Here is a 26,425-nt window from a genome sequence, read left to right as displayed (position 1 = left end):
AAAGCGGTGCATCGAGCACCGCTTTTTGGTTACTTTTCTACGACAACTTTTGCTTCCTTGCTTTCTTTTTTATCTGTATCCGCAGCCGTGACGTACAGCACCGTTCCGGCTTTTTGTTTTTTGATTTTCACCGAAAACGCTCCTTTTGCGTCAGCCTTGGCAGAAGCAATGACTTTCTTTGATTTGTTTTTCACTCTGATCATCGCTTTGCTGTTCGCCTTCCCTTTTACTGCCGTATCCTTCGATTTGACCGCGTTTACTTTCGGTGTGCCGGAAGGTTTTCCTTTGACGACAACAACTTTATACGATGTTTTCGCATCGCCTTTTGTTGCTTTCACATACAGTACTTGATCCTGTTTTTGAGTCGCGATATTAACCTTGAACGCATTGTCTTTTCCGGCTTTGGCGCTGCCAAGTTTCTTTTTGCCGTTCATCACCTCGATCAGCGTGCCTTCCTTTGCGTTTCCTCTGACAGCTGTTTGAGTGCTTTCCAGCTTGTTGACCTTGAGCTGTAAATCAGCTGCGCTGACAGCCTTCATGACATTCAGACGCCCGTAGCCTGAGTGCCAGTCTACTCCAGGTGTCTTAGGAATTTCAATCGGATCGCCATAATCGTCATATAACTCTTCTTCTTCGCCATCGACACTTTCAAAGGAAATATCATCTGCAGTCTTTTTCAACATATCCTCTACTTCTGTTCTTTTCAGCTTAGGATTTTGAGCAAACAGCAGTCCCGCAGCAGCGGCAGCATATGGCGTCGCCATGGATGTTCCGCTCATATATGTGACATTTCCGTTCGGCACTAAGCTCGGGATATCAGACCCTGGAGCAGAGATGTCCAGGCCTTTTCCATAGTTAGAAAAATCCGCGGTCATATCCATGCGGTTTGTGGCGCCGACTGACATCACATATTTAGAAGATGCAGGATAAGATAAAGAATTGGCTCCGTCATTCCCGCTGGCTGCGGCAATCAAGACATTTTTGTCAGCTGCGTATTTCAAAGCAAATTCAAGCACGCGGCTGTAGCCTCCGCCTAAACTTAAATTAATTACCTTTGCTCCTTTATCAGCAGCATATTTGATGCCGAGTGCGATTTGTTCAGTATCTCCGGAGCCCGTGGAATCAAGCACTTTGACAGGGATAATTTTCGCTTTGGCGTTCAATCCAGTCATTGAGTAGCCGTTATCGCTTTGGGCGGCGATAATGCCGGCGACATGCGTTCCATGCCCCTGATCATCCATTGCATTGTTATTCCGTCCGACAAAATTGCGTCCGAGATCGGTTCTTACTTTTCCTTTTAAATCGGCAAGCGTGCTGTCAACGCCTGTGTCTACTACTGCAATGAGTGTATCGTTAAGCTTGCGCTTGGACAGCAATGTGCTGGCAGGCTCGTATTTTACATCCGCGTTTTTGACACCGCCGTTTTCACCAGTGTTTTTAAGCGGCCATTGGTAAGGATACTGAATATCGTTTGCCAGGCTCTTGTATTCCTTTACAGGTTCCGCAAATTCTACGTTAGACATCTTGGATAATGTCGTGGCAGCGCTTTTGACCCGTTTGGCGCTTGCCGTATATGTGCCGTTCTGTTTCTCATCTTTTGGCAGTTCAAATGAATATAGATTGTCAAACAGTTTCTTTGCCTTTTTCACATTAGAAATATCTTTTTTCGATTGCGCGCTTGCAGAAAAGCCCTTCATTTCGTTATGTACGGATGAGAGGCTTTTATTATCCTTCACCTTGAAAATAACCTTTGTTGTCTGAACTTCACTTTTTGCTGCAATATTGTTTTCAGTTAAAATTGTTCCTGCTGTTTTGCCTTGCAGCTGCTTAATATTTAATCGATCCGCCTGTTTCTTTATTTCCTCTTTAAGGAAGGACGGTACCGACTGTAAAGCTTTGTCATATAGCCGATTGATCGCTTTTTGATCCTTTTCAGTGACCTTATATGAAGAGGACGTTCCGTTTTCTGACACATCGTCAAATAACGGCTTTAATGTCACAAGATCCTGATAGATTTCATTTCTTGCTGTTTTATTGAGTGCGAGCTTTCCAACGATAAACGGTGCTGCTTTGTAATAAAGGCTTGTCAGTTCTTTGCCTTCTGCTGTTTGGCTCAGCTGCTCATCCCGAATCGCTCTCAGCTTATCCAGAATGCCTTTTCCAGATTTCTTCTGATCGACACTCATTTCAACCGGACAAGCTTCTTCCTCTTCTAAATCTGATGGCTGTTTTTTGGTGCCTTTATACCCAATCGTATACTTGGCTTCCGCAGCTGCTTTTGCTGTTCCGCCGTCCTCCGGTTCTTCTTCTCCGAGGTATTCAACTTTTACATAGTAAGGGCCGCTCCACGCGTATGGAAAAATGATTTCGCTTTTTCCATCCTCCGCTGTGAAAGATCGGTACATCTCAAACGTTTCATCTTTAAGCGCTTTTTCCTTACTTGGATATACAGATACATTCAGTACTGAATCACTCTTTACGGTCAGTGCCATATGTGAGTTTTTCTGAATATCCGTCTTTCCCGGAGTCACTTTGTACCATTTCACCTGTTCCGGCTCCTTCATGGCGCCGGTCTGCTCTTTGCCGTTTTCCAGAGCAGCCGCCTGATCAATCGCTCCGGCCGCTGCGGCTTTGGTTCCCGGAGAAAACAGGCTGAAAATCAGTGCAAAAATAAGCACTGCCGCCACAAACGAGCTGAATTTTCTACTTTTCATGATATCCCTCCTGCAAAATAATGAATCTCCTTGAAGGTATCATAATTTCATAGGACGAGATACCGCTTACAGGGAATTTTAAGGTTATTTTAAATGATTTGGTATATAAGGGGATAATTATAAAAAAACCCAACTCTATCAAAGAGCCGGGTTCACGGGATTTTCGATTAAAATAATTGAAAACCGATTGGCAAATGCAGACCAAGCAGCACTGTCAGCACAAGAACAATGACAAAGCCGATCCACAGGCCTCCTGTTGATTTTTCTTTTTTCTTGCGGATGAGGAGCATTTCCATCAGTCCGATGGTGATAATGCCCAGAATCATTTTGCCGGCATATTCCCCGTTCCAGTTGGCAAAGCGGACAAACAGCTCAGCTCCTGTGAGAATAATAAGGATATAGAATAACCGCAGAATCATATGAGTGATTTTTGCGCCCTTCGCACTTCCTGAAGAATACAGCGAGTAGCTGACGAAAAGCAGAATCAGCGCCACTACCCATGTTGTAATATGTAGGTGTGTCATATATGTTCCCCCTATCAGATAAATTACCCCACTTATAGTACCATGAACATGTCCTCTGCCACAAAGAAGATTGTCAGAAAAAATGGGCGGGTCCAGGTCCGCCCACCAGTTTTATTCAGCCGATTTGGTTTGACAGCGTTCCGATCGGGTCGATTGTAATATCAATTTTGTCACCTGACCGCAAAAATTTTGGGGGCGTAAACCCCTTGCCGACACCAGACGGGGTACCGGTGGCAATGATGTCTCCCGCTTCAAGCGTCATCCCCTTTGAGAGGGTTTCAATTAATTCCGGAATGGAAAAGATCATATCGCTTGCTGAACCGGATTGGCGCAGCTCACCGTTGACTCTTGTTTCAACCTTGAGGCGCTCCGGCTCCTGAATCGATGATTTATGTACAAGCACGGGTCCCATCGGACATGTCGTATCCAGGCTTTTTCCGATAAAAAACTGCTTATGCCTTTTTTGCAGATCACGCGCCGTGATATCATTCACAATCGTATATCCGAAAACATGGTCATATGCGTCTTCTTTTGAAATGCGGGTTCCGCTTTTTCCGATCACGACAGCAAGTTCTCCTTCATAATCAAGCTGGGAGGTGACCTCTTCATGGCTCTTGACGATATCACCATGCCCCGTAACCGTTACCGGCGATTTAGTAAATACCATCGGCTGCTCCGGAATATCAGCCTCACTTCCCATTTCAATCGCGTGATCCCGGTAGTTTTTGCCGATGCAGATGATATTTTTTGATGGCTTCGGAATGGGTGCATGGAGCTTCACCTCAGATAATGAATACATAAATGATCCAAGCTCATCATTCGGTTTCTTCGCCCACTCGGCCAGCTGCCTTGCATGCGCAACGAATTTATCCCCTTCTGCGATACATTCAATCAGCGAACCCGGAATCGTCTCAAGTTCAAACAGTTTTTTTTCAGCCTTTTGCAAATCCATAATTTTCTCATCATCAATGATCAGGCCGACAAACATTCGGTTGTAAAGTTCCCCTGTCGCAAATTTCATGTTATTCCTCCATCATCTTTTAAATCAGAATGCTCCTTCATGTATTCTCTGTCGAATGCTAAAATCCCTTTTTCTCATATTCGTTTTCATTTCGTTTCAGGACGGGCTTGCTGTTCATATCATACAAATGTCGTTTTGAGAAGGAGGAAAGAATATGGAGAGCGTGCATTTATTTTTTCACCGGGAGCAGCTGAAAAGGAAAGGTACTGCCAAGGGGCTTTTCGTAACAGACCGGTCTGTTTCTCCCATTCTTCTCACACAGCGTGACAGAGCGGAAAAGGCATCCTATGAAATCAGCTGGGAAAGGTCTCTGCTTGGTGAAAGGACACTCTTTTTGAATGCGGAACAGGATGATCCGTCCCTGATGCGGCGCAGACTCGCCTATTGTTTTTTTGACCAGATCGGCGTACCTGCTCCCGCTGCCTCGTACAGCTTCCTGACCATCAATGGCCAGCCTGAAGGCATTTATTTGAACATCAAGAACCATCAGCCAGCGGGTAGAACGAGTTACGGAGTGAAGACCGCCGATCCAAGGATTCCAGTGTCTGTTTTTAACGATGATTCTTCCGCATTCTTGCATGAATTTTTCATACTGATCCGCACAGCTGGAGATGACGAATTGGCCGAACGCATTAAATTGTATCTGGATGTCAAGCTGTTTTTTTTGTGGCTGATTGGCAATGCCTGCACCAATCAAGGCTTTTATTACACATTTTGTTTAAATGAATCCAGCCGGATTTACGTTTCTCCGATAGAGACAAGATCACTTGCCTTTCAAGGAAGGTATGATGAGGACCCGCTTCTGGCAAAAGGAGAGACGCTTTCGTCAAGGCTTCTTTCCATTCCCGCCTTCCGCTCGCAATATCACACATTAATGAAAAACGTGCTGAACCGGTCGTTTACTATTGAACGATTGTCTCCTTTCATCAGCGAATGGCATCTTGACATTTGTCAAAGAGCTGATGATGATCCTTTTCTAAAAAAAATCCCCTTTCAAATCGAAAAGGAGCAGACAAACATACTTAGAGAAATTGAGGAACGGCAGGACTTTTTACAAGCACACTTAGCAAGACTATAGTCCTTTCTCCTTCAAAAAAGCCGCAGCAAAAAATGTCGCTTTTTTAGTCAAATTGACGAAAGGCAACCTTTTCAGCCAAAATAGGTTATACTAACGATATCCTGTATTTATATCAAAATAAAATCTAGAATTGGAGATAGCGTAATGAACTGTAAAATTGAAGAAATGAGAATCACACTAATTGAAACAGCACAAAAATACGGCATGAATTCAAAGGAAACGATTCAATGCAGCCAAGAGCTGGATATCCTGCTGAATACCCGGATAAAAGAAGAAATGATGTTTTCGGGATATCTTGAAAACTCCCGTATGTAAACCATTTTCGATAACGATTCGAATACACCACATGCAACTCCGCTTTTTGCTCAGCACTTCTGGGATATACCTCAGGGCGAGAATGTGCCCGCCCAACAATCGTATACCGCAGCACGACATACTCCAAAAAGCATTTCTACACGCAAAAACACCAAAGAAACAAACCAAAATAACCATAGGCGGATCGCGGCATCCTTAGCCGCATGTCCGCTCAACTTATACACAAAACATAACGGCTCGAAAAATTAAAGCGTTTTCATCAAGAGCCGATATGTCCCCTTTAAATTTCTCTCACACATATGTGCGTTTGTCATAAGCTATCGTGAATAGCCCAATTGAAATCAGAATTGTATTTTCACTTTACTTGTCTTTTTTAAATTTTTCAACAAAGGATGTGCTCGTATGCCAGCCATTGTCGGAGCGTTTAAAATTAATGCGATTGGTACGAGCGGAGTCGTTCACATCGGGGACTGCATTACGATTTCTCCTCAGGCTCAGGTCAGAACATTTGCCGGCGCTGGCAGCTTTAATACCGGCGACAGCCTCAAGGTGATGAATTATCAAAACGCGACGAATGTGTATGACAATGATGCGGTTGATCAGCCGATCGTAGCCAATGCGTAAAAGGAGTGAGGCTCATGAACTTCTATATTAATCAAACCATTCAAATCAACTATCTTCGGCTGGAATCAATCAGCAATTCCTCCATTCTGCAAATTGGGAGCGCCGGATCAATCAAGTCTCTGTCAAATTTGTATAATACGGGCAGCTATGTAGAACCGGCACCAGCGGTTTCAGGCACAGGGCAACCGCTCCAGCTGCAGGAACCCGACACAGGTTCATTGGTCCCGCTCCAGCCTCCTGGCCGTTAATCATATGAAAGAGGTGAAGAACATGTATGATCAATCTGTTTCCTCTTACTTGCAAAACTTGAATTCCTTTGTTCAGCAGCAGGCGATTCACATTCAGCAGCTCGAACGCCAGCTTAAGGAGATTCAAACTGAAATGAATACGATGAAACAGCGGCCGGCCACTACCATTGAGCGTGTGGAATATAAGTTTGATCAGCTGAAAATTGAAAGGCTCGACGGGACTTTGAATATCGGCTTAAATCCGACTGATCCGAACAGCGTTCAAAACTTTGACGTCAGCCAGTCGACACCGCAAATCGGGATGATGCAGCAGGAAGAGAGCGCTCAGCTCATGCAGCAGATCCGCCAGAATGTCGACATGTACTTAACCGAGGAAATCCCAGATATTTTGGAGCAGCTTGAAAACCAATATGACAGCAGACTTGACGATACAAACAGACACCATATCATTGAAGACATCAGAAAACAAATGGACAGCCGAATCCATTATTATATGTCCCATATCAAAAAAGAAGAGCATATACCGCCTGCACAATATGCAGAACATATCGCTGAGCATGTGAAGCGTGATGTGATCCGCGCTGTAGAACACTTTCTGGAGCATATTCCATCCGAAATGAAAGGAGATGAGCAAGCATGATCTTTACAGTCATCAACCGCAGCTTGGAAGTCGGGGACATCCGGATGAACGGTGTGTCCAGTTCCTCCGTTTTCCACATCGGAGACACTGAATCCATCTACCTGTCTTCTATTTTTGATACACCGCCTGAATCTCTTATTATCGGGCCGTTTGCTCCGCTTGCGCCAGAATAATGCTTAAACGCATATCGCGCATCAGACTAGTTAAGTTTAATTCTCTCGGGATCGCAAGTGTGTTTCAAGTTGGCGACACAAATGAAATCGATATGAGTGTAAAAGTATTTGCTGTGCAGCGTTCTCTATCCACGTTTTACCATAATGAAGGCTCATTTAACAAAAAGGAGTATCAGATCTTTCAGCAGCAGGCCGTGAAGCCGCTTCCCGAAACAGGTGTACAAAGCGCGTTTTGCCACGAGGTGCCGGCTATTTATGTTCGCAGCATCAAAATTCAAGGGGTCTCAGCCTCTTCTGTTTTACATGCCGGATCAGCTTCGCATATTCGCGGTGATGCGAGACTCAAACATATCAGACAGATTCAGTCTCCGCGCTCACAATCGCCCGCCAAGAACATATAATAAACAGAGACTTCGATAAAGGGTGTCGTTTATGCCAGCAATTGTCGGGCCTATAGCTATCAATTCCATATCGGGCGGAGTCGTAAACTTTGGTGATTCCTTTTACCTTTCTCCGAAAAGCTCTTCAAAATCTGCGCTCGGTTCGGGAGCAGGAAACACGGGAGATTTCCTTCTATTAAATAACGCAGTCAACGCGACAAATTATATAGACCCCGATGTCAACGATCAGGATATGGTTGGAAACGGATAAAAGCAGCCGCTCTGCAAAGAGAGGGCTGCTTTTTAGTCATTTTTTCTTTTTTCGCTCATTTGATTTCTTGGTTTTGATCAGTTTTTCAGGCGGCTGTTTTCTGATCCATTTGACAAACCGGGCAAGCTCTGGATCGCTTCTGAGCTTTTCTATTCCGTTTAAGCGTACAGCGATCTCTTGATTGGTATATAAGGCATGAATTTGTTTATGGCAAGGAATACAGAGCATCGCTGTCGGCAAAAACGTTCCGCCTTCTTCTTTCGGTGTGAGATGGTGCTCTGTCAGCTGGACATCGCTCCGGCCGCACAGCTCACATATTCCGGCAGTCTGCTTTGCCATACCAGCTCCCCCTTTACATCAACTCAAGTGATACCCGTGTACCGCGGCCGCTCGGTTCAGCCGGATGGACGATCAGTTTTTTCGGAAGCCGGGCACGCAGTTCCTGCACATGGCTGATGACACCGACAGCCAGATTGTCTGACTGAAGTTTTTCCAAGGCCGTTACAACCGTATCAAGCAGATCTTGATCCAGTGTGCCGAATCCTTCATCTAAGAAAAAGAACTGGAGCGGGTATTCTCCGCGAAGCTGGATCTGGGCAGACAGCGCAAGAGCGAGTGATAGCGAAGTGAGGAAGGTTTCTCCTCCAGACAAACTGGATACCGGGCGTCTTACGCCTCCGTTCGCATTATCCCGCATCACAAAGCCGCCCTCAGAATCTACTTCGATGGCATAGCGCTGTCTCGTCAGCATACCGAGTCTTGCTGAGGCGTCCCTCGCAACGCTTTCAAGCTGCTCCTCAGCTAAAAATTCGACGAAGGTATTGCCTTTAAACACAGCTTGCAGCTTGTCCAGCCTGTCGATATGCGTCTGCCACTTTTTCAGTTCCACTTCAATTTCTTTAAATCGTTTATGATGGTCGCGAATGACGGCCAGTGCTTTCGCAGCCGCGCCTTTTTCCTCTATAGCAGCGCCAAATGCGTCCTCAGCTTTTTGTAATGCTGCAACAGTTTCGCTCCATTCGCTCTCTGATATCGCTCTGCCATCAAGTATCTCTGCTACTCGTTTTAAGTTTGCAGCATTTTGCTTCAGTTTATCCATAAACTGGTCTATGCCGGTTTTCATCTTTTCAAGTTCATCGGCTGGGATGAGACTTTGTTCAACCTCCTCAGTCCGGGTAAAGCAGGTGTTTTTGGCATGCTCAAGCCAAGCAGCTTTTGCTTTTTCCAATCTCCCCTTCGCCTCTTGAAGAGTGAGCTCGCTTGCCGAAGCGCGGCTTTTCGCCTGATTGAGCTTCATTTGGGCGCTTTGCAGTTCTTCATATAAAAATTGTTCTTTTTCCTTTAACAACTTTAGATCCTGCTGGACAGAGCGGAGTTTGACTTGAATGGAATCTCCTTTTGCATAATCTCCAAGTTCGTTCTCATAATCAGCTATCACGCTCTTGATGCGTTCAGCGGCATAATGAAGCTCCAGTTTTTCCCGTTCAAGCCGATGCCCCGATTCCCGCAGTTTTTCCTTTTGTGCTTCATGCTCAGCAAGAAACGCGATACTCTTCTCAATTCGTTTTTCACATTCTTCTGCAGCCCGGTCCTTTTCTTCAATGGCTTGCTGCCATTTTTCTGCTTCGTCCACAGATTGATCCTGAAATGCTTCTTTGAACATGTTCAGACGGCTGTCCAATGAGGTTTGAAGCCCGGTGATGATGCTTTCAATACGGTCAGCCTCTCTTTTTTCAAAACCGATTTTTTCATTAACCTGCTCGGCCTTTTTTAAAGACTCCTGATAGGCGCCGATCATTTGTGCCATCCGTGTTTTAACAGAAAGAATGTCCTGCTTGATTCGTTTCCATTCAAATTTGGCAGTTTCAAATGCTTCATACACCGGCTGATTCTCGAAGGAAGCCGCCGCTTCAAGGTTCTGCGCTTGACTGGTCTGCAAAAACGGACACTGTTCCATAAAGCGCGCGGACTGTTCTTCAAGCGTAATTTTGGCTGAAAGAATCTCTTGGCTGAGAGCTGCTGCTTCCGTCAATAACACATCTGTCCGTTTGATGTCCTCTTCAAGATGGCTGTCGGCTTCATATGTTTCATGTACTGACGCGGATGGATCGTGATCGGTTGAACCGCAGACCGGGCAAGGCTTGCCGGCGGTCAGTTTTTGCGCTAACTCTTTTGTCAGGAGTGCCATCCTTGCTTTTTCACGCTGTAGGTGAAGCGTATGTTGATTCTTTCTAGCCTCTTCAGTCATACGTGTTAATGAGTGTTCCGCCTCGCACACCAAATGGTACACGGTTTGCACAGCCTCATATGCCTGAATGATGTTGTTTTCTTCCGCTTCCGTCCTTTGAACAAGTGTATTCTTCTCTTCATTCATCTTCTGCAGCACGAGGCTCAATTCGTCACTTCGATTTTTCTCTTTTTTGATTTGCTCTTCAGTTTGCCTGATGTGCAATGCCATTTCTGCGGCCTGCTGGCAGCTTCTTCGCTCATCGGATGTCACCTGCAGGGATTTGAGCTGCTGCTTCAATTCCGTCTGTCTGTTTTGCCCTCGTGTCAGGCGGTCTGTTACCGTCTCCAATTCACTCATGACAGATTGAAGAGCCTCTTCTTTCTGCCGGAGTTCAGCCTTTTTGCGCTCTTCCTCTTGCTTGGCCTCACTCAGTTTCATTTCGATTTCCTGCAAACGGGAAAGCTGTTCCTGCTTAGTTAAAAGCTCAGGCTCTTTCTCGCTTTTATGCTGGCGCCACGCTTCATACTCTTCATGTTTTTGCTGAAAGAAAGCATTCCGGTCTTCTAAATCCTTGCGGGCTAGCGTTTGTTCCTTTTCAGCTTTCGCTTCATGCTGGATCGCTTCTGCGTATCGGTCCGCATAGGGCTTAAGAGCGGCGGCTGTTTCTGCTTCCAGCAGGCGTTTTTGCATAATGTCTACATGCGGCTGTTCTTCCGCGAGACGTTTTTTCTCTTCTTCATAAGCGGATTGTTCCTTTTGGACATTCCAAATCTCCTGATGCTCCGTAAATCGCTCTTTCGCCTGATCAAGGCTCTTCCTCATCGCTTCCAGCCTGGTTTCGGCTTGTTCGAGAGCCTTTTCCGCTTGCTCAACTGCCTCTGAACTCGCCTCACCGAGACCAGACTGCTCAGCGAGCATTTCATTTTTTCTCGCGTTGGCCTCCTGTGCCTGCCGCCTCAGTTTTTTCACAAGCCTGTCTCCGTATTGCTCCAAATGAAATAAACGCTGAAGCATATGCCTGCGCTCTGCCCCTTTTAAAGACAGAAACTCAGCAAATTTCCCTTGCGGCAGCACCACCGCTCTCGTAAAATCGTCGATCGTCAGCCCCAAGAGCTCCTCCACTCTTTTATTCACTTCGCTGGCTTTATCAGCCAGCACCGTATGCTCATCCTTGATTTCGATGAAGCGGCAAAGTGCCGTTTTCACCTTCATTTCATCCGTTCTCTTAAACACACGCTCAACTTTGTATGAGATTTGATGATTCGACTGAAGCGCAAAGGTAAAGGAAACAGACAGCGTATCTTCGGCGTGATTTAAGATTCCGTGCGTATTATTTGCCGCCCGTTCCACCTTTCCGTATAAAGCAAGCGTCATTGCGTCGAGAATAGAGGATTTGCCGCTTCCTGTCGGGCCGAAAATGCCGAAAACACCGGCACCGGAAAGGCCTTCAAAATCTATCGTCTGCTCCTCCCTAAAGCTGTGGAGCCCCTTAATGCTTAAGGCGATCGGCTTCATTTCGCATCCTCCTCTTCAACGCCTGATGCAAGCTCTAAAAACAGCTTCACCATTTCTTCATCCGGCACCGCGCCGCCAGTTTGTTTTTCATAAAATTTCTTGAAGCGGTCCTCGATTGAGATATGTTTAACCTCGATCCGTTCCCGGTCTTTATTCTGTTCTTCAAAAACCGGCCTGATATGGATAAAGCCCGGGTGCGCCTTCCGCAGCCTGTGAATCTCTTCAAGTGACAGCTGGTCCGTGACACGGATTTCCAGGTCAATCCAAGCATTCTGATCCCTGCCTTCATCCAGCCAGCTGTACACCTCACTTAATCCATTTGCCGCTTTCCACTTCACAAGGGGCTTGCCGCTTGATAATAATACCTCACGCCAAGTGGCGTCTTCCCCCGGCTTTGCGTCCACGATTGTCACTGATTTAGCGTAGCCTGCTTCAGAAAAGCTGTAAGCGAGCGGAGATCCTGAATAACGCGCAAGCGTCTGCGCCCGCTTGATCGTTTGCGGGCGATGCAAATGGCCGAGCGCGACGTAAGCAGCACCCGCAGGCAGGCTTTCAGCAGCCACCGTGTATGCACCCCCGACTTCAATCGGCCGCTCTGAATCGGTTTGGTTTCCGCCCGCGACATAAATATGGCTGGCGGCAATCTTCACTGCATCGTTCCGGAAACGGCTTGTCATATGTTCAAACGCTTGCCTGATTTTCACGTCATAATGATCACGGAGCAGCTTTTCATCAAACGTATCGGATAGCACTTCATTCAACCGCGCTTCTGATGGATACGCCAGCGCTCCAACCGCCAAAAGCTCCCCTGCTGAGGGCACTTCAAAATGAATCGGCTCTGTTGTCGGATAACCGATTAAATAAATGCCGTTTTCATGTGTCAGCGGTGAAGCGGCGGACAAACGATCAGGATTATCATGGTTTCCGGCAATGACAACGATCGGGCGCTTTCCTCTGTCACTGAGCGCAGACAGGCTTTCATAAAACAACTGCTCAGCTAAAGCCGGCGGGTTCACGGTGTCAAACGCATCTCCCGCCATTACAATGGCATCAATTTGCTCATCCTTTACAATCGTATTCAATTCATCCAGCACATCGGCCTGCTCACTCAGCCTGCTTCTTCCTTCAAGCGTTTTTCCAAGATGCCAATCAGCTGTATGTAAAATCCGCAAATGCTTTCACCTCTCTTTTATATAGAAAACGAGACCCGCTCCGCCTGAAATCCCGGAGCTTACGGATCTCGCTATAATGTGAGAATGTGCCCTCCGTCAAAGAAATAAAGCGCACATCCCTTTACCTTTGTTTTTGCAATTTGCTCAACTGCCTTCGTGTACAGCTGAATTTGGGTATCATATCGTTTCTTCAAGATCGGGGCCGCTCCTTCAAATCCATGTTGGAATTTGCCCTCAATCCGGTCCGACTTATAATCCAATAAATATAATCCGTCCTCAGTTTCATAGAGACAGTCAATGATCCCCTGCACTAAAAGCGGCTCATCCGCCTCGTGTGCATCAGGATAGATCTCCTTAGCCGGGAGCGCCAAGCTGAAAGGTATTTCCCGGTCCTTCCATTTCGCACCGATCAGCTGTCCCCCGATTTCTGTATGGAAAAATTGCACGATTTCTTCTATATCAATAGCGTCTTTTTGTTCTTCAGTAAGCAGCTCTTTTTCATAAAGCCTTTGAACCGTCTGCTCAGCTTCTTCTATCGACGGCACATGTGACAACGGGATATGCTGCATCACCGTATGCATGGCAGTACCTTTCTCTGCCGCTGTCAGGCCTTTTTTCATCATAAAAGCGGGACGTCTGTACAGAATGCTTCCGTCAGCCGGTTTTACAAGGGCCCTGCCGCTGTATTCATCCTCGTACTCTCTTTTTCTCTTGATCTCAGAAACCGACTGCTTTGTCCGAATTTGTGTCACCTCTTGATGCGGGTAGGTCCAGTTCAGCTGCTCGCGGGCTTTTTCATCAAATGCAAACGAGCCGGGAACTGGTTCCCCTCGGCGGATCGCTTCCAGACGTTCACTTTTTTCTTCCATTCTTTCTTCCACATCATCATCAAGCAAATCATAGGAATGAATCATTTGAACGGCAAAACGAGCTGGATGGCCTGAGATATCAGCGTGTACTGGTGCTCCGTTTCCAGCCAAAGCCTCCAAGTCTCTATGTCTGGCAAGAGCCGGTCCGATGAAATCTAAATATGTTTTCGCCTGATAGCGGTCAAATTCCGGAAGGAGCCAATCAGTTTGGGACGCGGATGCCTGCCATTTTGCGAGCTGTTTCTGATGATTCTTGCACGAGCCAATCAGAAACAGCTTTTCCTTCGCTCTCGTTAATGCAACATAGAGAACACGCAATTCCTCTGACAGCAGCTCCCTGCGCATTTTTTTCTTCATCGCAATGAGAGGCAGCGTCGGGTAGCTGATGCGCAATTGCGGATGAATATACTTCGTGCCGAATCCGAGCTCCTTGTCCAGCAGGTACGATTTATTTAAATCCATCATGTTAAAATTCCGGCCGAGACCCGCTGCAAACACGACTGGAAATTCGAGCCCTTTGCTGCTGTGGATCGTCATTAAGCGGACAACATCCTCCTGCTCGCTGAGCGCTCTCGCCGTACCAAGATCATCGCCCCGCTCCTGCATGCGTTCGATAAACCGCAGGAAACGAAACAAGCCGCGAAATGCCGTTGATTCATATTGGCGCGCCCTGTCATAAAGAACACGCAAATTGGCCTGGCGCTGTTTTCCGCCCGGCATCCCGCCGACATAGTCCATGTATTTCGTGTCGCGGTACACTTCCCAAATCAGCTCAGATACTGAGTGGTTTTTCGAAAAGACGCGCCATTTTTGCAGAAGTCTGTAAAACGTATGCAGCTTTTGATAAAGCTCATCGTTCCGGTCACCAGCAGCCAGGTAGTCTTTCATCGCCTCATAGTACGGCGCTTTTTTATTTTCAAGCCGGATCAAAGACAGCTCGTTTTCATCTGCACCGACAATCGGTGAACGCAGCACAGAGGCAAGCGGTATATCCTGATACGGATTATCGATCACCTTCAGCACCGAAAGCGCGACGGCGACTTCGACCGCTTCGAAATAGCCTGACGTTAAATTGGCGTAAACCGGTATGCCCTGTGCTCTCAGCTCCTCCATGATTTGCGGAGCCCACGGCATGGAGCGGAGCAAAATCACAATATCTCGGTATTGAATATTGCGATGTGTTTTCGTTTTTCCGTCATACACCTTAAATGGCGATGAAATCAGCTTGCGAATTTCCTTAGCGATGGCTTTGGCCTCAAACTGCACGGTTTCAAGCTCTTCTGCTTCCTCGCTTGCATCCGTATCTTCTGCGTTGTCGATCAGCAGCAGCTCCGTTTCCGTCTCGTCATTGTCCGGATACGCCGCACCAAGCTTCAGCTCAGCCTGCTCGTCATAATCGACCTCACCGATTTTGCCGCCCATCAGCTGTTTAAATAAAAAGTTTGTGCTGTCTAATATATCTGAACGGCTTCGGAAATTTTTATTCAAGTCGATTTTCCGTCCCGTGCCTTCCCCGCTCTCTGTAAACCGTTTGTATTTAGAGAGGAAAAGAAGCGGCTCCGCAAGCCTGAATCGATAAATTGACTGTTTGACATCGCCTACCATAAACAGGTTGCCAGTCTCCTCCGGCCCGCTTGTGACGAGCTGCAGAATCGATTCCTGTACGAGGTTGGTATCCTGATATTCGTCAACGAGCACCTCATGAAACTGCTCCTGATAAAACCTTGCAGCCTCGCTCGGCTCATATTCACCTTTGTCATTCTGAGCTGTCAAAATCGCTAAACAGTAATGCTCCAAATCAGAAAAATCGATGATTGATTTTTCCTGCTTCGCGGCTTCGAACCGTTTTCCATAGCTGATAACAAGCTGTACGAGCGTTTCAATGACAGGCTTCATCTCGGTTAGGCTTTTCAAGTGCTGTTCAGGACTTCTCGTAAAGTAGTCGGTTTTGAGCTTTTCGAGCAGTTTTTTTGCGCCGTTTCTCAAATCTGTCGCCTCATCAAGGAGCGCCGGATCGAACTCATCCCCTTTTACTGCTTTGGCACGCTTAAAAGAGACGGCGGGCACACGACGATATAGTTCACTAAAATCGTCCTGATGCTCGATCAGTTCATCAATCTGCGCAAGATCATCAAGAAAATTGTCAGCACGCGGCGCCGGTCCGCCCGGCGCTTTCGTCAGCTCAAGCGCGCGCAAGAGCTTTTCCTTCGCCCCGTTAAGCACCATTGCAATATCCTCTTTGACATATTGATAAAACGGCAGCTCCTCGATGGCGCTCTTTTCTGATACATCATACAAATGAACAAAGCTTTCCAGCCACGCCTCCGGGTTGGGATGGGATCGGGAATACTCGTACACTTGTTTAACGAGAAATTGGAGATCCAGATCGTGCCGGTCTGTCGTGTAGCGGTCAACAAGCTCAAAAAATGCCTTTTCGCCCTTTGCGTATTCGTCTTCAAACAGCTCGTCAAGCACTTCATCCCCAAGCAGCTCGCCTTCCGTCTGATCAGCTATCCGAAAACCCGGATCAAGATCGATCAAGTAGTAATATTTCTTCAACACTTGCAGGCAAAAGGAATGAAGCGTCGAAATGCTGGCCCGGTTCAAAAGAGAAAGCTGCCGTCTGATATGCAGCGAGCCGGGGCGTTGTACAAGCTCTTTTTCCAAGGCATCCGCAATTCGGTGTTTCATCTCTGCCGCTGAGGCGTTTGTAAATGTCACAACGAGAAGGCGGTCTACATCAATTGGGTTTTCCTCTGCGGTGATTTTCCGAATCATTCGTTCAACAAGCACAGCGGTTTTACCAGAGCCCGCAGCCGCTGCCACGAGAATATCCTGGCCGGTTGAAACAATGGCATTCCATTGGTCATCTGTCCATGTGCTGTCTGCCGGTTTAGGAATGTTCATTGCCATCCGCCTCCTTTTTTATCCACTCAAGTATCGTCTTGTCTTTCTCAGCTTTTAATGGGCGATACTTGTTTTCCTCTAGTGATTCATCAAATTGGCACACTGATTTGAACGCACAGTATGTGCACGGTGTCTTGTTCTTCATTTTGTACGGCTCAATGGATACGCGGCCGTCGGTAATTTGTTCGCCTGCTTCTTGGAAGGTACGGCGCACATGCTTTGTCAAAAGATCAAATTCCTTTTCACCGACTGCTGCCGAGTCTGATCTGAGAGAGCCGTCTTTTTTCAAGCCGGCGTTGATGATATTTGACCGTCCCTCTTGAAGGGTTGTATCCATGAGGCGAACCACTTCCTGATCGCCGAGGAGCAGGCCCTTCATTTTAAATTTCTTAAAAATCTCCTGTTCAATCTCGTCAAGCCCGAGCGGGAGATTAGATTGAATCATCGGATCATGAATATGGAAATACAGCACTCCTGCAGGCGTTGCCCTCATTCCGAGCCAGTCAGCTGAATGTGTAATCGATAAATCAAGGTACGTCAGCATTTGCAGCGCCAATCCGTAATATACTTCCGCTAAGTCAAGCCCTTTATCGCTTGATTTATAATCGACAATTCTGAGGAGCAGGCCTTTTGAGCTTTCAGCTTTATCCACACGGTCAATACGCCCAACGAGCTCCATCGTACAGCCATTTTTCAGTTGAAAGGTCAGCGGCGGAAGCGGCCCTTTTCCTCCAAAGCCCAGTTCAAGCCCGATCGGTACGAATCCGCTCGCTTTCGCATGCTCGCTTAAAATACCAGACACACGCGTCACAATTTTTTGCAGTTTTTCCTTTACATAATAATGCCGGTTTGAGCTGAGCAAAATTTCCTTTTGCAGTTTCGGTGCCAGCCGCTCTACCGCATCATAAGAAAACAGCTCGCACTGCTCTTTCGTTAAATCTCGCCAATCCAGCTTTTGCTCACGCAGCCTGTCTGAAATCAGCTTTAAGCTGGAATGAAACAGCTGGCCGATATCCGGCGCTTCAAGCTTGAAAAATTGCCGTTCCTTCAGATGCAGCCCGTGTGACGCAAAATGGGAAAACGGGCATGCGTTAAAGGTTTCCATTCTCGATACACTGCCCTGAATGCGTTCACCATAGAGCTGTCTTGACACACTGCGTTCAAGCTGCTTTACTTCATTCCGGAAAAACAGGCTTGAGAACAGCTTTTTCGATTGCAGCCTGTCCGGCTCACTCATCAGCACATTGTACGTGCTCCACCAGACGTCGCTGATGTCGTATTCCCGGGTCCATAATCTGAGCTGACTCGCAGTAAAGGACTGTGCCACGCTTTGATTGACGACATACTTCAGCTGTTCCTCATCGCTGACCTGCTCAGGTTCATTTGTCAACAGGCGCTCCTTATGATGCGGAAACAGTTCTTCCAGCCGTTTAACGACAATCGACGGCAAAAGCGTTTTTCCTTCCGCATCTGCAATCGGATACGATACATAAAGCCGGTCAGACGGACTTGAAAATGCCATGTAGATGAGGAAATGCTCATCAAGCAAACGCTCCCGTCCGCCTGAGGAAAGCTCAACCCCGATCGTTTTCAGCCATTCCCGGTCATCATCCGACAGAACCCCGTTTTCATCAGGGCGTGCCGGCAGAACGCCGTCGTTTGCCCCGAGCACAAAGGTACAGGATGTGCCATACATTCTGGACAAATCCATATTGGCGACAAATACCTGGTCAAGCGCAGGCGGAATAAGCGAAAATGTAAGCGACTCCGCGCCGGCTTCTATCATTTGCTGAAACAAATCAAGAGAAATCTCATCATCTCCCATCATTTCAACAAACTCCTCAAGCAGCTGAATGACTGCGTCCCACGCCTGCTGATGCTGCTGCGCTTCAATGATTCTGCCGTCTTCCTCAGCACGCTGCCTTTCCTGATCCAGCTTCATCGGCACCTCCGTCTCTTCTAAATAGTAATAGAGTGCCTCCGCCTTCTCATGTACCGTCTTTGCTTTTTTCATTCGTTTTTGAAGCTGAAAAAGCGGCGGAACAATCCAATCGCGGGTGTCATTCAACATGTTTTCCATTTCGATTTCCTGATCGGTCTGCGCAAAATCATCATCCAATGATACAAAGCGCCTATATTGGAAACGGTCGCCCTTTGTCCAGCGGTCGCCTTTGATCCCATAAGCGATACAGTAATTTTCGAGCTGATCGACCTGTTCTCTCACTTTGGCCCTCGGTTCATTGAGCGGGAATAGCAGTTCGGTTTTCACACAGCGAAACACCGCTTCATAACGCCAATTCCCTTTCAGAACATCAAGGCTTGACCGGATAAATTCGATTAACGGATGGTTCAGCATAGATGCTTTTCCGTCAATGAAATAAGGAATCTCGTAATCTGCGAAAACTTCCTTCACCATATCCTTGTAGTCTTCCGGCTGGCGCGCAAGAATTGCTACATCTTTATAGCGATATCCATTCTCTCTGACGAGGACGTGAATTTCCCGGGCAATACCTTCCAGCTCAGCTCGTCTGTTCGCGGCCTGCATTACAGTCAGTGCTTCTTGTTTTTCTGCGTAAGGAACGGCCGGACGCGCTTCATACTGCGCCTCTAGATGGGCCAATTCAGGTGTCTGTGTATGCCGCTCAGTCCCGCTCAGCTCTTTATACGTAATGTCTAAATTCAGTTCCTTCGCCTTCTGATGCAGGCGGTAATAGGTTTTTCCCGTCATTCTAAACAATTCCAGTTCATGCGGCTCCCGCTCATATGACGGCTTGTCCGCTGTGAGCGAAAACGTGATGTGCTCTGCATGAACCATAAGCTGATCCAGCACCCTGAATTCCTGCGGTGTAAACTGATAAAAGCCATCCACATAGATATGCGCGCCTTTTACATCTTCCGCAAGCGGGATATGCTCTGCCAGCAATGTCAAATAATCCTCAGAGTGAAGATATTGATCTGCGAGGCTTTTTTCCATTTGCTGATACAGAATCGATAAGTCATGGAGCTTTTCAGATAACACACGTTCTCCGCGATATTCGGAAGCCGTTCCGCTTTCCGCCATCCGGCGGATATCCTCCGGTTCCAGACAATACCGCTTAAACTCTGTCAGCATCCGCTCAACCTGTGCGGTAAACCCGTTTTTGTCACTCGCTTTTTGATAGACTTTGAACTCCTGTTTATGCTCCTCAATGAGCTTCCGCAGGAGCATTTGTACGCCGGTGCTTGTCAGAAACGGCCTGCTCATTCCTCCCGTATGCTGAAGGACGCGCCAGGCCAATCGTGAAAAGCTGATCACTTGAGCGCGTATCATCCCGCCCATATCTGGCGTTTTAGCAAGCTCATATTCCATTAAAAACGTCATTTGATCCGGGACTAGAAAAATGATCGGCTTCCCGAATGGAGCCCGGCGTAATTCATCCTGAATGCTGTTGATGATCAGCTTCGTTTTTCCACTCCCGGACCTGCCTACTAAAAACTCTGCTCCCAAATTAGAAGACCCCTCTCTTTTTATCTTTATATATTTTATCGAATGTTGACGAAAATGACCAATCTGATCTATTGGTAAAAACGGCCTTTTCACATATAAAAAGCTGATTATCCCCGCACATCTCTCCTTGCCCAACATATACTTTTACAGAAGCCCAATTCCTAGGAATGGAGTTGAATCCTCTTGCATTACAGTTACTATCCCTATCCGGTGCCGTACCGGGAAGATCCTGTTTTGATTCGGAATTTGCAGAAGGCCATCAACGGAGAATTCAGTGCAATTCAATGCTACCGCAGGCTTGCCGAACTAGCCCACCGCGATGAAGTCAGAAAACAGATTGAAGAAATCAGACGTGACGAGATCCGCCACCTTCGTGAATTTTCCACACTGTACGGATCGATTACCGGCAAGCACATCATGCCGAAACAAACGGAGGAGTGCTCGGACCATTTCACGAGAGGACTGGACGCCGCTTTTAAAGATGAACAAGAAACCGTCGACTTTTACTTGCGTGCAGCCGAGGAAACGTCAAACTTAAAAGCGAAAGGCGTCTTCACGCGCGCCGCACGTGATGAGCAAAATCACGCTGTCTGGTTCCTATACTATCTGGCCAAACGTTAGATATACCCGTTTTAGGGTATATGTACATATCTCCTCAGCTAAAAACACATTCCTCCGTTTTTTTCAAATGCAGCCGGGAAACATAAAATCATACACTGCCATACAGGGGGAATCAACCATGGAGCAATATTCAGAAGCTTGTATTGAGGCTTGCATTGATTGTATGGAGGCTTGCAATCATTGTTTTACAAAATGTTTGGAAGAAAGCGCGCACCACGATCTCAGCGGCTGCATCCGGCTTGACAGGGAATGCGCGGATATTTGCGCCCTGGCAATCAAAGCCATGCAAACGGACAGCCCGTTTTTGAAAGAAATTTGTGCACTTTGCGCCGATATTTGTGAAGCGTGCGGCACTGAATGCGAAAAGCATGATCATGATCATTGCCAAGCATGTGCGAAAGCCTGCTTCGCCTGCGCTGAACAATGCCGCAGCATGGCGGCGTCTTAAAAGACGGAGAGGGTTCAATGATTGAACCCTCTTTTTTATTTGGACAGCCACACGGAGTATAAATCAATCCATCCCTCTTCATCAAGCACCAGGCCTTTTACATTGTTACTTGATGTCACCTGTAGCACATTTTGATATAGCGGAATTGCATTCAGCTCCTGTGTAAGCTGACGGTCAATGTCACGCAGGATATTCATTCTCGAACAGCGGTCAGGCATGGAAAACATCCGCTCTATCATTCCCGAGCAGAATTGTGTCAGCTTTTCAGATAGATGCTGGCACAAAAAACTGTTCTCCGACAGCAGCAAATGCAGAAAACCAAACTCGGTATCTTGATAAAACGTCGCACTGTCATGAATGATATCCGCCATCTGCACGACTTCCGGCCGTCGCAGATCATCAGCATCACAGAATCGAAGTGTAAGCTTGATCCCGTGTTGGGCGCACATATTTTGAATCCATTCGGCGTCCTCACGATGATCCGTTTCCGAAAAGGTATACAGCACCATTGTTTCGCCCTCGTATCCGCTTTTCTTCAACAATTCAGATGGCGTAACGCCCTCTAACTCAAAAGAACTCGAATGCCAAAAGGACGTAACCGGGATTCTTCGGTGCCCTCCCGCTTCACGAACGAGCCGTTCAGAGGAAATCAACAGCCGGAGCGCTTTTCTAAAGCTTCGGTGCTGAAGAGGCCCCTTCTTTTTCAGATTGAGCGACAAATACTGGACATGCCGCTCATCAAAAACAGTTTGCTGCTCAGGACATGTTTGTTTTTCTTGAATGGTAAATCCGTTCATCTCACCGGCTTGTTCAGAAAACACAAACTCCACGCGATCCAAATAGGGGCGCCCCTTAAAGTAGCGCTCATAGGCTTCAAGCACAAGCATCCAGCCGTGATGCTGATTCACCCGAAAAGGCCCTGTTCCATTGATCCCGCTGCCCTGCTCTGCCGACAATATGGACAACCGTTCATCACAAAGAGCATACGGCAAAAACACATTCGGCTTATCGAGTATGATCTCCACACAATAAGGGCCCTTTTCTAAGACTTGTTTCACTCCGTGCAGCAGCCATTTATACGGGTTGTCAGCCAGTTCCAAAAAGCGCTGAAACGTAAACGCAACGTCCCGCGATGTCAGCGGCTGCCCATTATGAAACGACACACCTTTTCGAAGAAAAAATCTCCACCGTTTTTTTCCGTCCTCTTCCCATCCATGAACCAAATGAGGCTTCGGCTCCTGCATATCCGGATCAAACGTGAGAAGCGTATCAAATATCTGTTTGACGAAATGGCCCTCAGACCGCAAAAATATTTGGCATGGATCAAAACTGCTGACAGATTCAGGGGAGATGAACAGCCGGAGAACATCCTTTACCCCGTCCCGGCCGGACTCTGTCACAAAACCAAATACCTCAGAAAACCACATACCATATTCATTTTGAAGCTCCGGAAACGCGGACTGATACTGATGAAGCAGCTCCTTTGCCTTTTTAAGCTTTCCAGCCATGGTATATTCCTTGGCAGTTTGAAGAAGCAGTTCCTCAGGCCTCCGAAGAAACGCGATTTTTGATTTACGGCCGCGCCCCGCCCCGCTTTCCCGGGTAATCCAATTGCTGTTCTCCAGCTTATGTAAAATGAGCTTTGCATTTCTTTCCGTACAAAATAAACTGTCGGCAATCTCAGTGAGCGTCATTTCGTTCATTTGCCCATACTCAGCCCGTCCTGTTTTTACAAGTGCCACGTAGTGCTCAATTAGCTTCAATCCCCGCACCTCCCGACAAAAGGGGAACTTTTATCTCTTCTTTTCTTCACTTTTTGGGTCGCCGCCCCTTCTATACACTACTACTATAACAAACACCGAAAGGCGGCGATCACATGCTGACCAGCTTTCAATCTATTAAATCAAGATATACCGCTCCCGTTTGGCTCCGCTTTTTCGGCGAAATGCTGACAAGCCTGACAGGTGCAATGATGGGACCTTTTATGGTGCTGTATCTGCATGCACAATTAAACGGCAATGTCATGATGCCAATGCTGATCATCAGCCTTCAGCCATTTGCTGATCTTTTCCTGACGCTCGCTGCCGGACGAGTGACGGACCAGCTTGGGCGGCGTACAGCGATTTTGATCGCATTGCTTCTGCAATCATCTGCAATGACAGGGTTTGTATTTGCTGAGCATGCGTATGTTTTCGCCATTCTTTATGTCGTGAATGGCATCGGAAGATCGTTATACATTCCCGCTTCCCGCGCCCAAATCGCCGAAAGCACGCCAGAAAGCAGGCGTTCGGAAGTATTTGCGGTCATCAACGCGATCTATTCAGCCGGCCTGACGGCAGGGCCGCTGCTCGGAATGCTCCTGTACAAACAAAATCCTGAATGGATATTCGCTTTAGATGCCGCAGCCTTGTTCATCTACTTTCTGGCAGCTGCATTGAAACTTCCTGAGACAAAGCCGCAAAACACAGCTGTGACACAGGAAAAGTCTGCGAGCTTTACGATATACAGGCCCGTCCTGCTTCTTTTGCTGCTTTCTCTCCCCATCAGCATGTTATATGCGCAAACAGAAACAACATACCGACTGTTCAGCAAAAATATGTTTTCTGATTATCTGTCCATGCTGACCATCTACTCAGCAGCAAAGGCTTTATTCAGCTTTGTTTTCCAGGTTCCTCTTGTCAAAGGGACTGAAAAGCTTACAATGAAAACGATTCTTTTCATTACTTATATCTGCTACTCCCTTGCGGCTGCCGGCTTTGCATGCTCAACATCCCCGACAATGCTTTTAGTGACGGCAGCGGTAATGACGGTTGGCGAAAGCATCGGATTAACTCACATCCAGACCTTCATCTCAAAATTGGCACCGCCTCATTTGCTTGGCCGGTTCTATGCTGTCTATGGTCTGCATTGGGATATATCCCGCTCAATCGGACCGCTCGCTGGCGGGCTGATCCTGACATCGTTTGGCGGAGAAGTGATATTTTACGCCCTTGCCGTGTGTCTGCTGGCAGCGGGTTTATGCCTGACTTACACAATAGAGAAGCTCGAACATAAAGTCATAAGAAAAGTGAATCACTAATAGAAAATAATTCATAATTTCTTTATCAACAAAAATATACTATAGTAATAAATACATTCACTACGTGAACAATTGGAGTGTTACGCGAAAAGGAAGAAGGGTTTACATTGAAGAAAGACGAAAATCTCCTCAAAGATCTATGGTTTATCGCAATCAGTGCAGCCGGGGGGTTTATTCTTTCATTAACCGGAATATCAATTGGATGGATGATCGGAACGCTGATTGTCGCCTGCTGCCTCGCCATGATACGGCCGGCATGGCTGATGATGGCACCAGACCAAAAAGGAATTAACCGACGATGGCTCGCCCTCGGGCAGATGATCCTAGGCATCGAATTGGGCCAAAAGCTGAATTTATCCGTTCTCTCTGTTCTCAAAGACCATTGGTTTTCAGTCGGCGTTATGCTGATATTGTCTATCCTGCTGGCCATGCTGTCAGGATATGTGCTTTGGCGTTTCAGCAAAACGGATATGATGACTAGCTTTGTCGGCACAGCTCCCGGCGGGCTTTCTGCCATGCCGAGCATCGCACAGGAGGTCGGCGCCAACACCGCCATTGTCAGCCTCGTGCAAATGATGCGGGTGCTGCTCGTGGTCCTTTCCATTCCGTTTTTGGTTATCATGATCTATACAAAACAAGACAGTTCCACAAGTGCTGCGGCAGGGCTTTCTTCAGCAACGACAGATTTTAGGCTCGCTCCCGTTTTGTGGACCATCATTCTGATTCTCGCTGCCTGGGGAGCCTGTAAAGCGGCGAAATGTTTAAAGTTTCCGGCTCCATGGCTGCTTGGCAGCATGCTCGGTGTAGCAATTGTACATGTTGGCGGAGCTGCGGCGATAGGGCACGACATGACGGCATGGTGGCCGTCACAAGCGAACCATGTATCACAAGTATTTCTCGGGGCAACGATCGGCTCTAAAATGTACAAAAGCATGTTTGCCGGCGTCACCCGCATTATCATCGTCGGGTTTGTCTCGTCCGTCGGTTTAATCGCAGCTATGTTTTTGAGCGCCGTGATCGTATCCGAACTGACAGGAATCTCGCTCATCACCTCTGTTCTGGCATTTGCGCCCGGCGGGATTGCAGAGATGGCGACGACGTCAGTTACATTACATGCTGATTCCACCTTTGTCGTTGCGGTTCAGGTCATCCGCGTCATCCTTGTCATTGCCCTGCTGCCACCGTTTTATCGTCTGCTTCACCATCTCCATGGTGAAAAAAAAGGAAAAGAGGGCTCGATCAGCAGCAATGCATAATTGGAAACAAAATCCTTCCATGATACACTTATAGCAGATGGGGAAGGAGTGACTCTTTTGCTGCGCGACAATCCAGAGAAGGCAATGCACTTATATTATGGCATATGCTTAGGAATCTGGCTGATTTATAATTTGGTGGCAACCGGCTCCCCCGGACTGCCGCTTACGATTTTAGTCGGAGGAAATTTGATTTACCTCATCATCCTAAAAAAGAAAGAAAAAACGTAAAAAACACGCACCGCAGTGCGTGTTTTTTATTTAAAAATGCCGGGAAGGCCTCCTTCAATTTCTTCTGACGTCGGATACCATTTTGTCACCAGATCACGAAACAGCCGTTCCGCAAAAAGAATTTCCTCCTCGGTATAGCGGTCAAAAAATGACAGAAAACGCTGTTCAGCCTTCTGATGATAATATTTGTGCAAATTGTGCAGCTTTTTTCCAGCAGGCGTCAATCGGAAGTAGACTTCCTTTTTATTATCGCTGAGCTGTGTTCTGTGCAGGAAGCCTGCGCCGAGCAATTTTGTGCTGATGCGTGATACAGTCGCTTTTGTCGTATTCATTTTTTCTGCTATCGACGTGACATTGATTGGTTCATTGTCCCCGACACAGGACAGAACATGAATTTCTGTCATCGTCAATTGAGATTTACTCCCGTGCTCTACATCCAGCTTCCTCAATTCGTCGGATAAAAAAGCTTTAATAAGCCCCTCCCATTTCTCCTGCTGATGAATGAGCTCCGCATACAATTCAAAAAGATTGCGTTTCGTATGATCTGTGTTCATCGGGTTTTCCATCCTTTTTCATTCGATTGTTTCTTCTATCATACCGTTTTGTTACAGATGAAACAATCGAA

General features: G+C 47.0%; 23 protein-coding genes. 13 read left to right on the top strand and 10 right to left on the bottom strand.

All coding sequences use genetic code 11. From position 1 onward, the window contains the following. Positions 1 to 29: 29 nt before the first annotated feature. The 3 genes from wprA to ACQXR1_RS16945 all read right to left on the bottom strand — a co-directional run bounded on the left by wprA (position 30) and on the right by ACQXR1_RS16945 (position 4,259). Positions 30 to 2,714, bottom strand: a complete 2,685-nt coding sequence (gene wprA / locus ACQXR1_RS16955) for a cell wall-associated protease WprA (RefSeq protein WP_430772541.1) — start codon at positions 2,712 to 2,714, stop codon at positions 30 to 32. A 167-nt stretch (positions 2,715 to 2,881) separates the two neighbouring features. Beyond that, positions 2,882 to 3,238 (bottom strand): YisL family protein, encoded by a 357-nt coding sequence (locus tag ACQXR1_RS16950; RefSeq protein WP_014663470.1) that lies wholly within the window; start codon positions 3,236 to 3,238, stop codon positions 2,882 to 2,884. Between the two features lie 115 nt (positions 3,239 to 3,353). Continuing rightward, positions 3,354 to 4,259, bottom strand: coding sequence for a fumarylacetoacetate hydrolase family protein (locus ACQXR1_RS16945; protein ID WP_430772540.1), 906 nt, complete (start codon positions 4,257 to 4,259; stop codon positions 3,354 to 3,356). Between the two features lie 154 nt (positions 4,260 to 4,413). Between ACQXR1_RS16945 and ACQXR1_RS16940 the strand changes: the two genes are divergently transcribed. The 8 genes from ACQXR1_RS16940 (at position 4,414) to ACQXR1_RS16905 (ending at position 7,988) form a co-directional block, all read left to right on the top strand. Beyond that, positions 4,414 to 5,337 carry a CotH kinase family protein gene (locus ACQXR1_RS16940; protein WP_069839051.1) on the top strand — a complete coding sequence of 308 codons (924 nt, stop codon included), beginning with the start codon at positions 4,414 to 4,416 and terminating at the stop codon, positions 5,335 to 5,337. Positions 5,338 to 5,481: 144 nt separating this feature from the next. Beyond that, positions 5,482 to 5,652: an aspartyl-phosphate phosphatase Spo0E family protein gene (locus ACQXR1_RS16935; protein WP_014663466.1), complete on the top strand. Its 171-nt coding sequence runs from the start codon at positions 5,482 to 5,484 to the stop codon at positions 5,650 to 5,652. A 402-nt stretch (positions 5,653 to 6,054) separates the two neighbouring features. After that, positions 6,055 to 6,276, top strand: a complete 222-nt coding sequence (locus tag ACQXR1_RS16930; RefSeq protein ID WP_003233088.1) for a spore germination protein — start codon at positions 6,055 to 6,057, stop codon at positions 6,274 to 6,276. Between the two features lie 14 nt (positions 6,277 to 6,290). Further along, entirely contained in the window at positions 6,291 to 6,524 is a 234-nt protein-coding gene (gene gerPB / locus ACQXR1_RS16925; RefSeq protein ID WP_014663465.1) for a spore germination protein GerPB, read from the top strand. 22 nt (positions 6,525 to 6,546) lie between these two features. Beyond that, positions 6,547 to 7,164 (top strand): spore germination protein GerPC, encoded by a 618-nt coding sequence (locus tag ACQXR1_RS16920; RefSeq protein WP_151256818.1) that lies wholly within the window; start codon positions 6,547 to 6,549, stop codon positions 7,162 to 7,164. Further along, the gene (gerPD, locus tag ACQXR1_RS16915; RefSeq protein WP_003233093.1) at positions 7,161 to 7,337 is read left to right on the top strand and encodes a spore germination protein GerPD; all 177 of its coding nucleotides are present in this window, start codon (positions 7,161 to 7,163) and stop codon (positions 7,335 to 7,337) included. The genes ACQXR1_RS16920 and gerPD overlap by 4 nt, the downstream gene beginning before the upstream one ends. Further along, complete coding sequence (locus tag ACQXR1_RS16910) at positions 7,337 to 7,738, top strand: spore germination protein GerPE (RefSeq protein ID WP_041521292.1); 402 nt, start codon at positions 7,337 to 7,339, stop codon at positions 7,736 to 7,738. The genes gerPD and ACQXR1_RS16910 overlap by 1 nt, the downstream gene beginning before the upstream one ends. A gap of 31 nt (positions 7,739 to 7,769) precedes the next feature. Next, a complete protein-coding gene (locus tag ACQXR1_RS16905; RefSeq protein WP_003233096.1) occupies positions 7,770 to 7,988 on the top strand; it encodes a spore germination protein in 219 nt (72 codons plus the stop codon). Between the two features lie 36 nt (positions 7,989 to 8,024). On the opposite strand, the gene hlpB is transcribed toward ACQXR1_RS16905, so the two are convergent. The 5 genes from hlpB to addB form a co-directional block, all read right to left on the bottom strand. Continuing rightward, a complete protein-coding gene (gene hlpB, locus ACQXR1_RS16900) occupies positions 8,025 to 8,327 on the bottom strand; it encodes an HNH nuclease-like protein HlpB (RefSeq protein WP_014663462.1) in 303 nt (100 codons plus the stop codon). Between the two features lie 13 nt (positions 8,328 to 8,340). Continuing rightward, the gene (gene sbcC, locus ACQXR1_RS16895) at positions 8,341 to 11,733 is read right to left on the bottom strand and encodes an exonuclease subunit SbcC (protein ID WP_430772539.1); all 3,393 of its coding nucleotides are present in this window, start codon (positions 11,731 to 11,733) and stop codon (positions 8,341 to 8,343) included. After that, positions 11,730 to 12,905: an exonuclease subunit SbcD gene (gene sbcD, locus ACQXR1_RS16890; RefSeq protein ID WP_227098357.1), complete on the bottom strand. Its 1,176-nt coding sequence runs from the start codon at positions 12,903 to 12,905 to the stop codon at positions 11,730 to 11,732. Before sbcD ends, sbcC begins: the two co-directional genes overlap by 4 nt. Positions 12,906 to 12,976: 71 nt before the next feature. After that, positions 12,977 to 16,681 carry a helicase-exonuclease AddAB subunit AddA gene (gene addA / locus ACQXR1_RS16885; RefSeq protein ID WP_430772538.1) on the bottom strand — a complete coding sequence of 1,235 codons (3,705 nt, stop codon included), beginning with the start codon at positions 16,679 to 16,681 and terminating at the stop codon, positions 12,977 to 12,979. Further along, entirely contained in the window at positions 16,668 to 20,168 is a 3,501-nt protein-coding gene (gene addB, locus ACQXR1_RS16880; RefSeq protein WP_430772537.1) for a helicase-exonuclease AddAB subunit AddB, read from the bottom strand. Before addB ends, addA begins: the two co-directional genes overlap by 14 nt. A 183-nt stretch (positions 20,169 to 20,351) precedes the next feature. Here addB and ACQXR1_RS16875 point away from each other — a divergent pair, with 183 nt between their 5' ends. Both ACQXR1_RS16875 and ACQXR1_RS16870 read left to right on the top strand, forming a co-directional pair. Beyond that, positions 20,352 to 20,789, top strand: coding sequence for a ferritin family protein (locus ACQXR1_RS16875; RefSeq protein ID WP_430772536.1), 438 nt, complete (start codon positions 20,352 to 20,354; stop codon positions 20,787 to 20,789). 118 nt (positions 20,790 to 20,907) lie between these two features. Then, positions 20,908 to 21,237: a four-helix bundle copper-binding protein gene (locus ACQXR1_RS16870; RefSeq protein ID WP_014663456.1), complete on the top strand. Its 330-nt coding sequence runs from the start codon at positions 20,908 to 20,910 to the stop codon at positions 21,235 to 21,237. Between the two features lie 35 nt (positions 21,238 to 21,272). Here the strand turns inward: ACQXR1_RS16870 and ACQXR1_RS16865 are convergent, their stop codons facing one another. Further along, positions 21,273 to 23,000 carry an ABC transporter substrate-binding protein gene (locus ACQXR1_RS16865; protein ID WP_430772535.1) on the bottom strand — a complete coding sequence of 576 codons (1,728 nt, stop codon included), beginning with the start codon at positions 22,998 to 23,000 and terminating at the stop codon, positions 21,273 to 21,275. A 113-nt stretch (positions 23,001 to 23,113) separates the two neighbouring features. Between ACQXR1_RS16865 and ACQXR1_RS16860 the strand changes: the two genes are divergently transcribed. From ACQXR1_RS16860 to ACQXR1_RS16850, 3 genes are all read left to right on the top strand, one after another. Further along, positions 23,114 to 24,316, top strand: a complete 1,203-nt coding sequence (locus tag ACQXR1_RS16860; RefSeq protein WP_430772534.1) for an MDR family MFS transporter — start codon at positions 23,114 to 23,116, stop codon at positions 24,314 to 24,316. Positions 24,317 to 24,423: 107 nt separating this feature from the next. After that, positions 24,424 to 25,572, top strand: coding sequence for an AbrB family transcriptional regulator (locus tag ACQXR1_RS16855; protein ID WP_430772533.1), 1,149 nt, complete (start codon positions 24,424 to 24,426; stop codon positions 25,570 to 25,572). Then, positions 25,573 to 25,800, top strand: coding sequence for a hypothetical protein (locus ACQXR1_RS16850; RefSeq protein WP_069149321.1), 228 nt, complete (start codon positions 25,573 to 25,575; stop codon positions 25,798 to 25,800). A 26-nt stretch (positions 25,801 to 25,826) separates the two neighbouring features. Here the strand turns inward: ACQXR1_RS16850 and ACQXR1_RS16845 are convergent, their stop codons facing one another. Continuing rightward, positions 25,827 to 26,354: a MarR family transcriptional regulator gene (locus ACQXR1_RS16845; RefSeq protein WP_014663451.1), complete on the bottom strand. Its 528-nt coding sequence runs from the start codon at positions 26,352 to 26,354 to the stop codon at positions 25,827 to 25,829. Positions 26,355 to 26,425 lie beyond the last annotated feature (71 nt).

Source organism: Bacillus sp. ATD (genome assembly GCF_050585765.1).
Classification (GTDB): Bacteria; Bacillota; Bacilli; order Bacillales; family Bacillaceae; genus Bacillus; species Bacillus stercoris.
The sequence above is the reverse complement of the archived record's forward strand: the minus strand, read 5'-3'. Positions and strand labels throughout refer to the sequence as shown.

Bases quoted from the DNA above. Each gene is read 5' to 3' on its own strand.
- wprA (WP_430772541.1), bottom strand. From the start codon at position 2,714: ATGAAAAGTAGAAAATTCAGCTCGTTTGTGGCGGCAGTGCTTATTTTT.
- ACQXR1_RS16950 (WP_014663470.1), bottom strand. From the start codon at position 3,238: ATGACACACCTACATATTACAACATGGGTAGTGGCGCTGATTCTGCTT.
- ACQXR1_RS16945 (WP_430772540.1), bottom strand. From the start codon at position 4,259: ATGAAATTTGCGACAGGGGAACTTTACAACCGAATGTTTGTCGGCCTG.
- ACQXR1_RS16940 (WP_069839051.1), top strand. From the start codon at position 4,414: ATGGAGAGCGTGCATTTATTTTTTCACCGGGAGCAGCTGAAAAGGAAA.
- ACQXR1_RS16935 (WP_014663466.1), top strand. From the start codon at position 5,482: ATGAACTGTAAAATTGAAGAAATGAGAATCACACTAATTGAAACAGCA.
- ACQXR1_RS16930 (WP_003233088.1), top strand. From the start codon at position 6,055: ATGCCAGCCATTGTCGGAGCGTTTAAAATTAATGCGATTGGTACGAGC.
- gerPB (WP_014663465.1), top strand. From the start codon at position 6,291: ATGAACTTCTATATTAATCAAACCATTCAAATCAACTATCTTCGGCTG.
- ACQXR1_RS16920 (WP_151256818.1), top strand. From the start codon at position 6,547: ATGTATGATCAATCTGTTTCCTCTTACTTGCAAAACTTGAATTCCTTT.
- gerPD (WP_003233093.1), top strand. From the start codon at position 7,161: ATGATCTTTACAGTCATCAACCGCAGCTTGGAAGTCGGGGACATCCGG.
- ACQXR1_RS16910 (WP_041521292.1), top strand. From the start codon at position 7,337: ATGCTTAAACGCATATCGCGCATCAGACTAGTTAAGTTTAATTCTCTC.
- ACQXR1_RS16905 (WP_003233096.1), top strand. From the start codon at position 7,770: ATGCCAGCAATTGTCGGGCCTATAGCTATCAATTCCATATCGGGCGGA.
- hlpB (WP_014663462.1), bottom strand. From the start codon at position 8,327: ATGGCAAAGCAGACTGCCGGAATATGTGAGCTGTGCGGCCGGAGCGAT.
- sbcC (WP_430772539.1), bottom strand. From the start codon at position 11,733: ATGAAGCCGATCGCCTTAAGCATTAAGGGGCTCCACAGCTTTAGGGAG.
- addA (WP_430772538.1), bottom strand. From the start codon at position 16,681: ATGAACATTCCTAAACCGGCAGACAGCACATGGACAGATGACCAATGG.
- ACQXR1_RS16870 (WP_014663456.1), top strand. From the start codon at position 20,908: ATGGAGCAATATTCAGAAGCTTGTATTGAGGCTTGCATTGATTGTATG.
- ACQXR1_RS16860 (WP_430772534.1), top strand. From the start codon at position 23,114: ATGCTGACCAGCTTTCAATCTATTAAATCAAGATATACCGCTCCCGTT.
- ACQXR1_RS16845 (WP_014663451.1), bottom strand. From the start codon at position 26,354: ATGAACACAGATCATACGAAACGCAATCTTTTTGAATTGTATGCGGAG.